Origin of the sequence: Arthrobacter sp. CC3 (genome assembly GCF_039907775.1) — a bacterium.
Classification (GTDB): domain Bacteria; phylum Actinomycetota; class Actinomycetes; order Actinomycetales; family Micrococcaceae; genus Arthrobacter.
Genome location: NZ_JARCCY010000004.1, coordinates 164,392 through 177,945 on the forward strand (window position 1 = coordinate 164,392; position 13,554 = coordinate 177,945).

The 13,554-nt window shown below is 60.7% G+C and carries 12 protein-coding genes; 5 read left to right on the plus strand and 7 right to left on the minus strand.

What is annotated here, in order from left to right; all coding sequences use genetic code 11:
* Positions 1 to 80 precede the first annotated feature (80 nt).
* Both PV761_RS03955 and PV761_RS03960 read right to left on the minus strand, forming a co-directional pair.
* The gene (locus PV761_RS03955; RefSeq protein WP_347894562.1) at positions 81 to 2,744 is read right to left on the minus strand and encodes a UvrD-helicase domain-containing protein; all 2,664 of its coding nucleotides are present in this window, start codon (positions 2,742 to 2,744) and stop codon (positions 81 to 83) included.
* Positions 2,745 to 3,025: 281 nt separating this feature from the next.
* Positions 3,026 to 3,328, minus strand: a complete 303-nt coding sequence (locus tag PV761_RS03960; RefSeq protein WP_347894564.1) for a hypothetical protein — start codon at positions 3,326 to 3,328, stop codon at positions 3,026 to 3,028.
* A gap of 173 nt (positions 3,329 to 3,501) precedes the next feature.
* On the opposite strand from PV761_RS03960, the gene PV761_RS03965 reads away from it, so the two are divergent.
* A complete protein-coding gene (locus PV761_RS03965) occupies positions 3,502 to 4,476 on the plus strand; it encodes a hypothetical protein (RefSeq protein WP_347894566.1) in 975 nt (324 codons plus the stop codon).
* Positions 4,477 to 4,782: 306 nt separating this feature from the next.
* On the plus strand, positions 4,783 to 6,162 hold the full coding sequence (locus PV761_RS03970; protein WP_347894568.1) for a hypothetical protein: 1,380 nt from the start codon (positions 4,783 to 4,785) through the stop codon (positions 6,160 to 6,162).
* 89 nt (positions 6,163 to 6,251) lie between these two features.
* Here the strand turns inward: PV761_RS03970 and PV761_RS03975 are convergent, their stop codons facing one another.
* Together PV761_RS03975 and PV761_RS03980 are read right to left on the minus strand one after the other, a co-directional pair.
* Positions 6,252 to 6,953, minus strand: coding sequence for a DUF6308 family protein (locus PV761_RS03975; protein ID WP_347894570.1), 702 nt, complete (start codon positions 6,951 to 6,953; stop codon positions 6,252 to 6,254).
* Positions 6,954 to 7,014: 61 nt separating this feature from the next.
* Positions 7,015 to 7,806, minus strand: coding sequence for a hypothetical protein (locus tag PV761_RS03980; protein WP_347894572.1), 792 nt, complete (start codon positions 7,804 to 7,806; stop codon positions 7,015 to 7,017).
* A 258-nt stretch (positions 7,807 to 8,064) separates the two neighbouring features.
* Between PV761_RS03980 and PV761_RS03985 the strand changes: the two genes are divergently transcribed.
* On the plus strand, positions 8,065 to 8,364 hold the full coding sequence (locus tag PV761_RS03985; protein ID WP_133830806.1) for a DUF4193 domain-containing protein: 300 nt from the start codon (positions 8,065 to 8,067) through the stop codon (positions 8,362 to 8,364).
* Positions 8,336 to 8,752, plus strand: a complete 417-nt coding sequence (locus tag PV761_RS03990; RefSeq protein ID WP_347894574.1) for a hypothetical protein — start codon at positions 8,336 to 8,338, stop codon at positions 8,750 to 8,752. The genes PV761_RS03985 and PV761_RS03990 overlap by 29 nt, the downstream gene beginning before the upstream one ends.
* Positions 8,753 to 9,060: 308 nt before the next feature.
* On the opposite strand, the gene PV761_RS03995 is transcribed toward PV761_RS03990, so the two are convergent.
* The 3 genes from PV761_RS03995 to PV761_RS04005 form a co-directional block, all read right to left on the minus strand.
* On the minus strand, positions 9,061 to 9,879 hold the full coding sequence (locus PV761_RS03995; RefSeq protein WP_347894576.1) for a nuclease-related domain-containing protein: 819 nt from the start codon (positions 9,877 to 9,879) through the stop codon (positions 9,061 to 9,063).
* A gap of 873 nt (positions 9,880 to 10,752) precedes the next feature.
* Entirely contained in the window at positions 10,753 to 11,154 is a 402-nt protein-coding gene (locus PV761_RS04000) for an SHOCT domain-containing protein (protein ID WP_347894578.1), read from the minus strand.
* Positions 11,155 to 11,318: 164 nt separating this feature from the next.
* Positions 11,319 to 12,230: a hypothetical protein gene (locus PV761_RS04005; protein ID WP_347894580.1), complete on the minus strand. Its 912-nt coding sequence runs from the start codon at positions 12,228 to 12,230 to the stop codon at positions 11,319 to 11,321.
* Between the two features lie 183 nt (positions 12,231 to 12,413).
* Between PV761_RS04005 and PV761_RS04010 the strand changes: the two genes are divergently transcribed.
* A complete protein-coding gene (locus PV761_RS04010; RefSeq protein WP_347894582.1) occupies positions 12,414 to 13,361 on the plus strand; it encodes a hypothetical protein in 948 nt (315 codons plus the stop codon).
* The last annotated feature ends 193 nt before the right edge of the window (positions 13,362 to 13,554 follow it).

Below are 13,554 nucleotides of genomic sequence, written 5' to 3' on the forward strand. Positions count from 1 at the left end.
TGCGGTCATCTGGAGATCCACGGCCCCCGGACCGAGGTTTGCCGCACTGGCTCGGCCGTCCCCGTGGCCAGCTTCAGGGCCTAAAGTTCCATGAGCTTCATCGTTCCTTTGCAGGTCGGGTACCCGGTGCAGCCGAAGAACCGGCCGTAGCGCCCTTTGCGTTCCCTCATCGTGTGTTTCTTGCATTTCGGGCAGACCACTGGGGTGATATCGTCGCCTGTCGCGGATCGGATCTTGACGACACGATCTCCGACTAACTCGAGGAGGAACGCTGATTCCCTACCGGCGCGCGTGACCAGGAGCGCTGAGCGCTTGGCACGGGTCAGTGCGACGTAAAACAGGCGTCGTTCTTCTGCGTGTGGGTAGGAGTCGGGGGCGGCCATGGCCAGTTGCAGGAGAGCATCATCCTCGACAATGCTGGGGAATCCGTTCCTCTCAAGGCCGAGCACAACGACGTAGTCTGCCTCCTTTCCTTTTGAGGCGTGCACGGTGTTGAACTCGATGGTCAGGTTGGCGTATCTGGCTTCCAGTGCCGAGATGACATCGTCCTTGGACCGGGAGTACCGGCCGAGCAGCAGCACAGTGGCTGGCTCAGTGAGCTCTGAGTCAAGGGTTGTCAGGTGCTGCCGAACGACCGATCCGTAGTGGCTGCGCTCCCGTACACTGACGGCGCACACCGTCTCGTCAGTCTCCGGCGCTGAAGATCGGACGTTCTTGGAGATCTGATTGGGGTTCTTCATCACGAACCCACCGGCGACATCGCACAGGGACTGCGGGGACCGGAAGGTGCGGTCCAGCCAGATGGTGGACGCTGTCCCGAACCAATTTTCGAAGCGGGTCATCACACTGAGGTCTGAGCCCGCGAACCTGTTGATCGACTGCCAGTCGTCGCCGACCGCGTACAGGTAGTTTCCAGGAGTCTTCATCAGCGCCCTCACCAGCGCCGCACGGGCAGCGCTGGTGTCCTGCATCTCGTCGACCATGACGAGCCGGTAAGGGCTCATCCACCGGCCGGACTCTACGTGATCGGTGGCGAGATTCAGCATGTCCTCGAAATCGATCTGGCCCGCAGCGCGGAGCTGGCTGTCCCATTCGGCGAGGATGACGCCGTACAGGCGAGTGAAGAGCCTGGCCCGCAAAGTCCGGCCGGCCCGCTCCGCCAGCAGATCAGGGGTGAGGCGGTTGCCCTTCGCGTGTGACATGAAGGACCGCGTCAGCGCCAGCATCGCCTGGTCGCTGATCGGTGGCTCCCCGGCTGCTTCCCGGTAAGGGTCTTCCTTTAGCTGGATTCCGTGCCGGCGCAGCTCCTGCTCGAGGTGCTCGAACCCGGACCCGTCCCGGATGGTCGCCGAAGTTGTCTCGATCAGTCGAGTGCCGTAACGGACGTGAGTGTGACGCCGCCACCGCATACTCTCGGCATACCCGTCAAAGTGGGGCGGCGGGGTGCCGTCGAGACCGAGCGCCCAGTGCTCATGCCACACATCGATGTCCGGGTAGTAGAAGTCCGGCTGGTACTGCCGGTGGTGTGCGTCCGCGACGTCGTACGCGTAGGGACGTTCGTATTGGTAGCGGACACCGTTCAGGAAGAGCCAGTTTGCGATCATCACCTCTTCCTGGCTCTTGACGATCTCCCCTGCGAGAGTACCGAAGCCGCTGGTACCTGTGTTCCTGTCCGACTTCTCAGGATCGGCTTCATCACCGAGATCCGGAAGCTGCCGGCCGAAAACGAGCCGGAAGAGGTCCCAGTCCCGCCGGAAGGCCTGGTCCTGGTCGCGGAGGACATCCACGATCCTCGCGACCCGCCCGATCCCATTGTCCGCGGTAAGGTCATCGGGAAGGGACGGCTTGCGGTCAGTGGCCTCGCCGATGATACGCAGCCCGAAGGCATGGAACGTGCTCGACGCCACGCCGGCACCATCATTGCCGAGGCGGGACACGAGACGATCCGAGAGTTCGCCGGCTGCCTTTTTGTTGAAAGCAAGAGCAAGAATCTCGGTCGGCTCTGCGATGCCGCGCCGTATCGCATAGCCAGCGCGCGCCACCATCGTCGAGGTCTTCCCCGAGCCCGCGGCCGCGATAACGCGGACCCGGTTGTCGAAGCAGACCGTCGCCCTCGTCTGCTCTTCCGTCAACGGCGACTTCTCGACCGTGCGGAAGAAGTCCGCGAGTTCACCCTTCTCCCACTCCAGGAACGCCTCGTTCCGCTGGACAGCCCACCCTGGTAAGTCAGTGGTACGGCAAGCGTCGACCGCGGCACGCTGGTCCTCGCGTTTGCCCTCGGGAAGCCCGGCGAGCCTCGGATCGCTGTCGGCAGCCAACCACACAGCGACATCTGGACGGGAGCCCTCGAGCGCGGCGATCGTGTCCTGGTCCGCCCACCTGGGTCGGTCCATCACTTCCCGGACCCGGGACCACCACAGGCGGGCTGCCTCGCCCTGTTCCTCAGCGTTTGAGAGCAGGGCGGCGAGATGCCGTCGCTCGTCGAGCTCGGAGTGGTACGCAGCCGCGACCTCCCGCAATACGCGTCGAGAAAGCCCGTTGAGCACCGTTTCTGTTCTTTGGACGTGGGTGACGATGAGCTGCCTTGAGCCCTCATCGACAGCGAGCCGGTGAACATCCAGTACATCGGCATCGACCTCTCGGGGGATCCCGCGGACCACCAGACGGCCCTCGCCTATCGACAGCCCCCATGACCCCGCGCCCCTAAACGCTCGCGCCCACCAGCCTGGCTTCCATTCCGTCATGCTCCCCCTGAACATGTTCAATAACCGGCCATTTGCCCTCTTTCCACGGTATCAGCGCGGAATTGCGTGTCGTCGGGTGCGTTCACCGGGTTCGTGCTGATCCGCAGCCTACCGGTAACACGACCAAACCGACGTGCTGGAGCGGGCTGTGCTTGATGAGATGTACCGCCGACTCCTTCGACACGTCATCAGCCGGCTTAGCCTTTCCCAGCCAGCTGGCCGGAAGCGACTGGCCCGTGTTTAAGGATGGCGAGCCCGATAGCCTGAACGGAGCCGTGCTGTCAGGCGAATGTGTAGGAAAGCTTTTCGTTGTAAATGAACCTGATCTCATCGGGTGCATCGAAATCAAGGTCACCCGAGACGACGACGCAGTCTTCCTCGCCGTCCTTGCTGAACACGTCAGGTATTAGGGCCTTCTGCGCCCCGGCAGCGCTCAGGAACCGAAGAAAGTGCTGCTTACCGTCCAGGGTCATTCCCAGATCGACTTTTCGTCCCGTCTCCTTTTCACGGAGGCGGGCACTCAGCTGGCCCTGCTCGTTTTTGTACTCTTCGATGTAGCACTTGGTGCTCTTGGTCTCGGTCACCCTCGTATCCTAACGACGGTCACGGAACCGGGTGTAACGGCCGGCGCTGCCCATTACCGTGTGCGGGTTACCGGACTCGGCGAGCTTGCCCGTCAACCCTTCGATGACATGGTGGAGGTGGACCTCCCCAACATGGAAGGATATGGCAGAGGTCTTGGGAGAAGGAACGGGTTGTGAGCACCACACACGAAGAAGTGAAAGCCGACCACGGGGCGCAAAAGAAACGTCCGCTCGTCCACGTCGAGCCGCAAAACCACCGCGAAGACGGCTCGCCTATCGCAGGTGAAGGTCAGGTGTACGTGACCCGGTCCGGCAAGCGGCATCACACCATGTGGTGCGGAATCATGGCGGCCCAGTGGCGGGACTACCCAAAGACAGTCTTCTTGTCCACGCTCGCCGACGTTGGTGGCCGCGAACTCTGCCCGCAGTGTAAGTACCACCCGGAATCCAGCACCTCGCAACGCCCGCTCATCAAAGTTGAGACCACCAATCTCCGCGAAGACGGCTCGCCCATTGCCCGTGAAGGTCAGGCGTACGTGACCCGATCGGGCAAGCTGTATCACACCAAGTGGTGCGGGAGTATGACGTCCAAGTGGCAGGACAAGCCAGGGACGGTCTTCGTGTCCGCACTGGCAGACCTTGGTGACCGCGGACTCTGCCCACAATGTCAGCACGACACGGAATCCGGCAGCCTGCAACGCCCTCTCATCAAAGTTGAGACTACTAATCTCCGTGACGACGGTTCACCTGTGGCAGGTGACGGGCAGGTGTATGTCACGCGAACCGGGAAACTGTTCCACACTCAGTGGTGCTCGATCATGGATGGTCAGTGGCGGGCGGGCCAAAGAGGCATCTACGTGACCATGATGGCTGATGTGGGCCCGAGGGGACGCTGCACGCAATGCGACAGGGACTCTGAAGTGATGAAGGGCTCCAAATCCGAGCAGGCAGAGTGGCGGCGACTCAATCAGGAATTGGACCAACTGGGCAGGACCATAGCGCGAACCCTCGTGGTGAAGGGACCGGAGGGGGTCAACACATTGGGCCCACACGTGATCCGATTCAGGGAAACAGAGGCAGAGCTGAGTGCATTGTCCGGTCGCGTCGGGGGCTCGTTTCCGGACTCATACGATGCTCCGAACTCGTAGTACTCCTTCGCTACGTTCTTGACTTGGCATGAACATATCCGCGCGTGATCGTTCGCCGTGCAGCGACTGCAACCCCAACTGCGAAGAGGACAGGTCGCGGCACAAGCTCGCAAAGTTGGCCGGCTACGACGTGGCTCGGGCTCTGTCATAGGGCGTGCTTTTCCGAGCGGGACGGGGCGCAATCCTTCGTACCAGGTCTCCTCCCGCCGGGCCCGTCTCCACCAGACATGGTTTCGGCCGCTGTCAACGCGGAGAGTTTCTCGGCTTGGGGTTGTCGTTGAACCGTTGGGGTCAGATCATATGACCATGGGGAGAATCCTGGACGGCGCAGCTGATGATGTCCGACGTCGACTTGAGGCTATGGGTGTGCCTCCTGCGATTGCTATCGCTATGGGACAGGTAGCCTACTTGCCTCGTAACAGCAGGATCCCCGGTATTCCCCAACCGATAGTTGGAAGAGCAGAAGCGGCCTGGTTGATCAGCAAGAACGAGGAGCAACTCAAGAACGACCTGGATCCCTTCGCCAGGGCAGCTCTCGTCCAGGAGATGTGTGATCGGATATTCGGCGCGGCCGGCGGGGCTGTATTCGACGCTGGGTATCCGGCAGGAACAGCGGAGCGCGAAGTAAAAGCGATGGCGGAAGGAGCGGACACCTACTTCGAGACAGTCGACCTATCCTTCCTCGGGGATCGAGTAATGCTCCCTGCTACCTACGTATCTGGGGAAGGGGCAGAAGAGCGGCGATGGGATGGCTGGATCATTACCAAGGACGGTGCAATCGGATTCTTCGAGGAAAGCGACCTCTTGGCGGATGACCCTGCCGAAGGGAGCCCCATACTTGCTCAGCTTGGAGACCTCAATGCCTGCTCCATATTGTTGCCCGCCTCGTCCGCTCCGGCTCTCAGCCGAATCGACTATCAAGGGCCGTCGAACAATTTCATTGCCTCACTCCGGTTCCGTGACGGCAATCGAATGCGCATCGCGGTCTGGCTGGAAGGGCTCCCGCCAGCCCTTTACGGCGAGGCGATGGAGGGTATATCCGAGCTACTTCGGATTATTGATAAAGCCCTGACTCCTAGCCTGCATAAGACGTCAACGGACCACATACCGCTGCGCCCGGAGCCCAAATATATCCGGGATCCAAGGCCTGCCGTCCGAATACCTGACCTTGCGGATGCGCGGTCTCTGCCAGCCTTTGACGCCGCCATGGAAGAGCTGTCGTATAGGTACTTTGAGAACGGCAACAACCCCCGGATGCTGTGGCCGCTTATGGAGCAGTACCTTCAACCCATGCTCTACAGGTACTCCTTGAGGACCTACATGACCAATGACGAAGTGGATGGTCAATGGCTCACTGAGAAGTACATTTCATACGCGGGACAAAGCCTGTGCCTGCTTCAACACAGTAATCACCACCAGCAGCAGGGTGATCTGGGCGCATCCGAACACGCGGCCCTAAAGGACTTCATCCTCGACTCCACACAGGAGATGTACGGTCTGGTCGTCTGTGCCATTCAGAATGCGGGCAGAGAACGACCGACTTCCTTTGACGGGTCGCCACTGGAGTGGAACCGCGAGCTTCTCGCATACCTAACAGCGAAGCTTAATGAAATTGTGTCGGCCCAGGACCCCAACGATCCGATTCGTTTGGCGCAGCAAATGATGAAAGGCAATGGAGCTCTATAGTCAGCATAGTCAGCAGACTTCGGCCGGCTACGAACTTGGCGCGGGCGCTGGCGTGCTATGCGACCAGGTTCCTCGTGGCATCGCGGGCTTCAGCCGGTGATTCCGAGTTTGCCGGCTCGGCCGCCCTTGATGCCACGGTCCTTGCCGTAGCGCCACAGGATGGCGTCCATGATGCGCAGTTCGGAAATTGGTGTCGGGACCGTGGAGAGCTGGTGAATGCGCGCCAATCGTCCAGCAAGGTCGGAGTCTTCCATGAAGAGGTTGTGCCAATTCAGCCATTGGCCTTCAGAGGTGTCCTTGCCCACGACTGCCCCAATTACTTTGTCCCAGATGGGGATGAGATGCGGTCGCTTCCTCGCCATGATCTTGCTGGCTGTGGTGGCCCCGACATCCCAGCGCGTTTTGGGTGTGCGTCTCAGCTCCTGCCAGAGCAGCCATGAGGGCCTGCCCTCCCCGAGAGTGGCTTCTGCTTCCCCGACCGTGAGGTCGCTCATCTTCACGTCGGTGGGTATATCAGCCAGGAGATCCCGTATATTCGCCGCCAATGGCTTCTCCTGCAGCCCGATGATGGCCTGGGCCGGCACTTTGACGCTGAGCATGGACACGGCGACAGCGTCGCTGTCGGTGATCCTGTCCCTCACCTCCGGGTTGTCGCCGCGGTTCGCCCATTCATCAAAGTAGCTGCCGGTACTGAGCAGCCCCGTCTTTGTGGACGGTTCAAGGTAGTAGCGCCGGAGCAGTTCGGCTGCGGCTTCGACGTTCTCTTCTTTCAGGATGGCTGGTAGTTCCATGAATCCCCCTATGGCTTCAATGCGCGGACTATGTCCCTGACTGACCCTGCGACGTGCGTAGTCAGTCTGAATGGCGAACCTCAATCTCGGGGTGGTTCTCTGTGACCCACTCAGCCATCCGAAGGTTCCGTGCCGCGATGAACTCCAGCGTGGCCTCCCGGTACGTTACGTACTCGTCTTTTGTGGCCGGCATCCCGGAACGCTTGAAGTTGTCGAAGGGAAGGTAGAACCGAACCTCTTCGTAGTCGGGCGTCACGAGGTCTTGAAAGTGGAAGAAGTCCACGAACTCCTTGAATCCGTCGAAGAACGCAAAGAAGTCCGCGTACGCGTTGATGACATTGGCCAGTGGGCTCTCCGGTTCTCCTGCGTAATGACGCCGGATGCACTCCAGGGTCAGATCCATCCGGTCGGCGATGAGCGACCTGAGCCCCCTCGCCTGGTTCATCGTGGGTCGGTCCTTCTTCCTGACCGGCCAGATCATCGCGCTGCCGATGGTGTACGGCGGATTCAGGTAGCGGGCCCGCTGCTCCTCGTTCAGCGAGGCGATGGCGTTCGCCAGAGACGCCGTACGTGCCCGGCCGGTGTAGGAGTGGGTGATGGCGTCACTGCCGTACCAATGCATCGCTCTGGAGGGGTCGGTGAAGATGAGGTAGCCGTCCGTACGCTTCGGCGGCGCGGTCGGTTCGAACAGGACGCCGGAGTTCAGCTCCTTGGTCCACAGCAGCTCGTGGTCCGCCGGGAGATTCGGACTGCCACTGTCCGGGTCAGTCCCTGGAGGGGTGTCGGTCATGTAGTCGAACGAAGTATCGAAGAAGCGCGGCTGTTGCTGCTGCGGGTATTCCGGATAGCTCAAGGTTCCCCCAAAGACCAGAGTTATAAGACGAATGAACCGGTGGTTGGTTCCGCAAATGTCGCGGCCATCGGCTCTGTCCCAGACTAGGTGTCACTTCCTGATATTGAAACCCCAGGTGCCCCACTGACCCTGGCCAATGCCATGTTCCCTGGGGTTCTGACTGTGTGCCCATGCAGCCGCTCTTTTAGGGAATTTCTCCCATGTCCCGTACGTTGCAGGACCGGTAATACCCCCTCAACAGAGAAGAGATGCACCTCCGTGGCAACCGATTACGATGAACTGCGTACCGACGTCAAGGAATCCCAGGAAAACTCCCTGGAGGCCCTGAAGTCCGCCAAAGCCCCGGATGCGAAATCCGTGGTTCAGGAGCTCGACGAGGCTGACGCCCTGGACGGCCTGACCCCTGGCGGGGAGTTCATTGCCGAAGAGCTGGTCGTCCAGGTCATCCCGCAGGCTGACGATGAGTTCACCTGCTGGTCCTGCTTCCTGGTCCGCCACCGTTCGCAGAAGGCCCGCGAGAAGGACGGCCATGCCTACTGCGTCGAATGCGAAGGCTGAGCGGTTTTGGCCGGCTGTCCCGGAGCATATCTGGAACAGCATCCGCGAAGAATTCACCCTGCCGACAGCGGCAGACCTGGAGACGCATTTCCAATCCCTCGGCGACCCGGAGGCCATGCGCCGGGCAGTTCGGGTATTCATCGGCGAGGGAACCTTCTGCCCGGGCTTCCAGCTCAAAGATGGACTCTTCCACGAACCTGTGCTGCGCCTCTTTGACCGTGCGATGAGCCTGAAGATTCCTCATAACGTGTTCGCCGCCTGGATGGTCAGCCCACTGCCGGCAGAAACCCGTTCCCGGCCAGTGGACATACTGGGCAGCATGACGCTGCTCCAGAGCTCCTTGGTCGCCTTTGGTGACAGGTACCGGCCGGCCGAAAAGCGCAACTAGCGGCTTAGCTCTGCCGTATCCGAAGTCAGATGGCTTCGTGGAGGGCATGGATAAATGGCTGCACATGTACCCGACCTAGCGGGCATCCTGCCCGCGGTCCAGAATCTGACGAACTTCGAGAAAAGCTTCGAAACGGCGGTTGGCACGGGCTTCCCGAACTGTCGCGACGTCGAGGGGGCCGATGCTTCATCATGGGAGCCTGGGCAGGCGGCCGGACTGCAAGTTCACTACCCATCGATGTCTGGCTTCCTTTCCGTAAGCTGTCCCCTCGGTGTGGTTCCGAGCGGCCTGGAACGTGGGCACCTGACTCAAGCAGGCTTGAACCGGGAGGCAACCGTCTCACGCATCCTCGCCACGTCAACGTCGCCGGCGGGCTCTTCTACAAGCACTTTGGCCAGCCGTTTCGGCCAGAGTATATGAATGCCATGGGTCGAGAATGCGCCTCCGATCAAGGGCCAGTCGGCTTCAACAAAGCACAGCGCCCCGGTGACCGGAACATCCCCGATAAGGTCTCGCACGACGTCGACCTGTTTGAGCACCCCATCGACCAGTTTCGTGCAATCCCGTCGGCCGACGAGGAGTTTCTCGACGCGAGGGCGAAAGATGCCACCCTCCATCTTCAGTTCAGGCCGTCCCTTGTACCGTTTGGCGTCAATGACCCAAATTCCACTGGGAGTGATGGCTATGTGGTCGATGTTGGCCTTCGATCCGGGGATGCGTCGGTCGTGAAGGACGGCCAGGCCATCAGCGGCCAGGGCATCCAGCCGAGCGCCGAGGCGTTCCTCGCCAATCGCGCCTCGATCCCAGGACTTGGTGCTTTGGCGTTCGTCAGAGAGGGTGACTGCGATGCGGCCGAATGGACCCCACTTCTCGCGGAGCTTTTCCTCGTCTTTCGCTTTGCGACGCTCATACTCGCGTCGGGCTGACGAGCCAGCTACTCCGGATACAGCCGACAACGACTTATCACCAAGTCGTTCCAGGTCGGGGGTTGTTTCCGGGGTCTCGGTGGCACACTCCAAGCATCGGACGGTCTTCGTCTCGCTCTCGTAGATCGCTTCCGTCCCGGCCGGAAGAGATGCACCGCACAGCCGACACGCTCCGGCGTACCGGAGCCTCATCTTCTTCATGAGGACGCAGGGTGGAGCATCGACACGGACCCAATCTGCTTGTAGATCACGGCGGCTAAACCGCGGATACGTTTACCATGGCTCAATCCTCGCCCACCGCATGTCAATTCCCTGCAACCGTCCCAGGAGCTGAGTGAAAATGTCGACCGCCGGCCTTCCGGTGAGCTGTAGTGACCTACGATCGAACGCCCGTAGGTCACTATGTCGTCTGCTATCTGTCTGTATCCGGGAATTCACGGAGTGTGGCCGCTATGGCCCTGACTGCCGCCGGGTCCTCGGTCCAGTGCCGGGCCGTACGTGTACAGGCGTGGAAGTTTGTCACTTTCGATGCCTTGGCGGCCTCAGTTAGTTCTGCCCACGCTTCCCGCAGTTCCGCTTGGAGCTCAGGTGACATGGGCGCGCCTGGGACTCGTTCCGCCGCCACGACTGGACTTATGGGTGCCGCGGTTGCGCCTCTTCGCCGAAAAAGACTTCTAAGACCCATTTCTGTTCCCCCTTTCCCCTCTGCCCAGAGTATCAATGTCCTCTCAATGCGTCCGGGACACCACGACCGAGCGCCCAGCCCCATGGCCAAGCGGACAGCAGCAGCCGAACAGTCGCGTTATTCCCGTGCGGCGGGCGGCGTTTCCAACGCCGGAAACAACCCCTATCCATGCCCCAGGAAACGAGAAGAACAACAACTTGTCACTCCTTCGTTTGACCCCTTAGTCCAGTCGATATTCAATGCGCGCCGCTGTAGCGTGGAGTGCTGAAGGCCTGCCGGTCCCCCATCGGTGGGCCTTCTTTTTCCCTCGCTGCGGGGGACGATGGGCAAATTCTTGGCCGAAGTTGCCCCTGAAGTCGCTAAGAGACTGACGAAGCAGCCGCTGGATATCAGTCCGCAAGGGTACGGAGCTTGGCGGCGCTGAATTCCTCGTCAGAGAGTGCACCCTTCGCGTGGAGTTCTGCAAGGAGAGCCAGTTCTGCCGCCAGGGACCTTCTGCCCCGCATTTTGCCAAGTAACATCCGATGCCCGTCCGTACGGGCTTGGGCTGCCGATGGTTCCCGTGTCTGCCGTCGTGATGAACCTTTGATGGCAAATGCGATGAGTAGGGTTATCGCGAGGACGCCTAGCGCGATTCCCAAGGGGGCTCGGAACGGCTCTGTTGCGTTTGCCACGACAGCAATAACCACCGCAGCAACTGCACACGTACCAGCTATCCGAAGCCACCCTCGGCTGAGACTGAACGCAAATATGTATTGGCCTGGTTCGGTCGGTACTGCATGTTGGTTCATCTGCCGAGGATAGCCCTACGAATACTCGTAGAACATCCCCTGATGCCAACGCAATGAACCGCCGAACGCTGAACTCGTCATAGGCGTCCTTGGTCTGCTTCCCGTTCCGATCGTGTAGTTCTTGAGACCCTTCCCAAATACGAAGTCAAGGTCCCGGTGTGGATTCAAGCGTTGTCTGGGTTGTCGAGTTGCTTGCGCAGCCGCTGGACCTCAGCCTCCGCCGCGGCGAGTCGAGCCGCGATCTTCTTCCGATCGAGGTTCGGCGACGAGGCCGGAGCCGGAGGCGTTTTCGAAACCAGCCAGCCGATCCGCTGGTAGCCGGTGATCCGCCGCACGTTCGTGCACGCAAAGCAATCCCTCTCTGGCTCGGGGCGCGGCCAGCGCAGGTCGATCATTTTCCGGATGTGGTCTCGCTCGGGGCCATCGTGAGGCCAGCCAATGTTCCCCTCGGTCGCCCAACTCTCCTCGAAATCACGGCGGATCTCTGCGACGCGCTCCTCGGACACGATCTTGGGCCCGTCTTCAGGCTTCCAGTCCACGTCAGTGCAGACTTGCTCATGGTGCCCGCAGTCGAGCTTGACCTTCCAGAAAGCCGACGAGTGTGGCCGGGGTTTTCGGATCTTCGCCCAGGTCTCGGCGTCCATCCAGTCGTAGTCAGGTTCCTCAGCATCAGCTGGGAATTCCGTGATTTTCCTGTCAACCCACTCGACGATGTCGCGATACGGCTTGGCGGCGGGCCCATGGTCAGTCGTGCACCAGAACTCCCCGGAGGGAAGCCTGCACTGACTGATGAGGTCGAGGTAGCGGCGATCGTCCGGATACTTGTCCTCTCCGTGCGTGTGTACCTCGTGCGTACATCCGCACTCCAACTCGACGCGCCAGCGAAACATGTCCTTGGGTTCTGGGACGAAGAGAGGCCAGAACACCGGCTGGTACCGCTGCCGTAACTCGGCCACAGCCTTCTCGAACTCCCGGAGCGCCTGCTTCTGAGGCCGCGCCCGTCCAGGTACTCGCTTCAGCAGTCTTCCGGATTCACGTGTCTGGTCATCGACCGGGGCAGTCTCGGCGGCGCTCATTATTCAATGCTCGTCCACAGCGTCACCCAAGTCTAGGAACAAGCCGGACATCATCCCGAAAACGTAGCTTTGAACAAAAGCCAGGTCCTGCGCAGTTCCAGCTGATGGTTTCTCGTTCGGCTAACTGGTTGGCACCGATCTGCTAGGAGACAGCAGCCGGGGGTGGACGGATAATGAGCGGCTATGGAACCAAAAGCTGATGTTTCACGTAGTCCCAGCCCAGGGGAAGAGTGGGCCTACAGGCTGCGGGACGATGCGCCGTCCGAGCGGGTGCACATCGTGGCGGTGCACCAAGAGGGTCGAAGATTCCGGGTCGACATCCGTCACTTGCACGGCCATCCACCAGGCAGGGAAGAGAACGTCCCTCGTTCCCGGCTCAAAGTGCCGTGGGAAGACGTAGTCCCGTACAACGCCTCCATGGATGGCTGGAGGCGGCTCAAGGCCGAGTCCATCGACGACCATGAGGCGTCGGCCCTGTGGGCGGCCCTTGAGCTGCTTGTACCTTCCGAGGTCGCCGAGCTGTCTGTCGCGTCAAGCGACGATTCGTTGACGGTCCACGATCACGTCGCCTTCGAAACGCTAACCGGACAGACCGTGGCCGCCTTCCAAGCCCGATTTTCCTGGCTGGTTCACGACGGCGAAGTGTTCCTGTCGCCGCGTGCGGCGCTGGCTGTAGTGGAGCTGGCCTGTCGCAGGAACCCGGCCCCGGTCCTGGATCTCGTCATGGCCGAGGAAGCAGTGGCTCGAGAAAAATCCAAGCGGGGCGGAACAATTGAAAACTGGGAAACCCGGGAACCGGTAGCCACTTCAGCCGAGTTTGAATACGACTTTTACCTGCGCCGCCAAAAACCCATTCATGAGATCCTCCGCCAATGGTGCGGTTATCGCTCGGTGACGGCCCATGAACGGCTCTTGGCTGCAGAAGCGGAAGTCAATCGCCTCGACGTCCTCCTGGCCTGGGCAGTGGACCACATCCGCAGGACTGACAAGAGCGCCGCAGAATTGATCGAGAGGGAGCACGAGGAGGACCGCATCACCCCTTATACCATCCGCCCGGTTCCCCAACGTCCACTGAAACCTCACGAAATCCCGCGGATTGAAGTCCCCACTCGCCGCGGCTGGTACCGCTGACACGTACCCACTAAAAGCAGACGACGTGGACACTGCTTGCGTCTGCGTATCCCGACTCACTTCTGGAGCCAAGCGGGATACAGCACATGAAGACTTCCATCAAGCCATGGCTCGACAAGAGGAACCAGGCCTTCACCGCCGGAGCGAGGAGCGCAGAGCATGTCGACCCGTGGAGACCTGCTCTGGGCCGGCA

What these genes read in the sequence shown, in the direction of transcription:
- PV761_RS03970 (WP_347894568.1), top strand. Translation starts at nt 4,783, where the DNA reads ATGGGGAGAATCCTGGACGGCGCAGCTGATGATGTCCGACGTCGACTT.
- PV761_RS04005 (WP_347894580.1), bottom strand. Translation starts at nt 12,230, where the DNA reads ATGAGCGCCGCCGAGACTGCCCCGGTCGATGACCAGACACGTGAATCC.
- PV761_RS03975 (WP_347894570.1), bottom strand. Translation starts at nt 6,953, where the DNA reads ATGGAACTACCAGCCATCCTGAAAGAAGAGAACGTCGAAGCCGCAGCC.
- PV761_RS04010 (WP_347894582.1), top strand. Translation starts at nt 12,414, where the DNA reads ATGGAACCAAAAGCTGATGTTTCACGTAGTCCCAGCCCAGGGGAAGAG.
- PV761_RS03955 (WP_347894562.1), bottom strand. Translation starts at nt 2,744, where the DNA reads ATGACGGAATGGAAGCCAGGCTGGTGGGCGCGAGCGTTTAGGGGCGCG.
- PV761_RS04000 (WP_347894578.1), bottom strand. Translation starts at nt 11,154, where the DNA reads ATGAACCAACATGCAGTACCGACCGAACCAGGCCAATACATATTTGCG.
- PV761_RS03990 (WP_347894574.1), top strand. Translation starts at nt 8,336, where the DNA reads ATGCCTACTGCGTCGAATGCGAAGGCTGAGCGGTTTTGGCCGGCTGTC.
- PV761_RS03995 (WP_347894576.1), bottom strand. Translation starts at nt 9,879, where the DNA reads ATGAAGAAGATGAGGCTCCGGTACGCCGGAGCGTGTCGGCTGTGCGGT.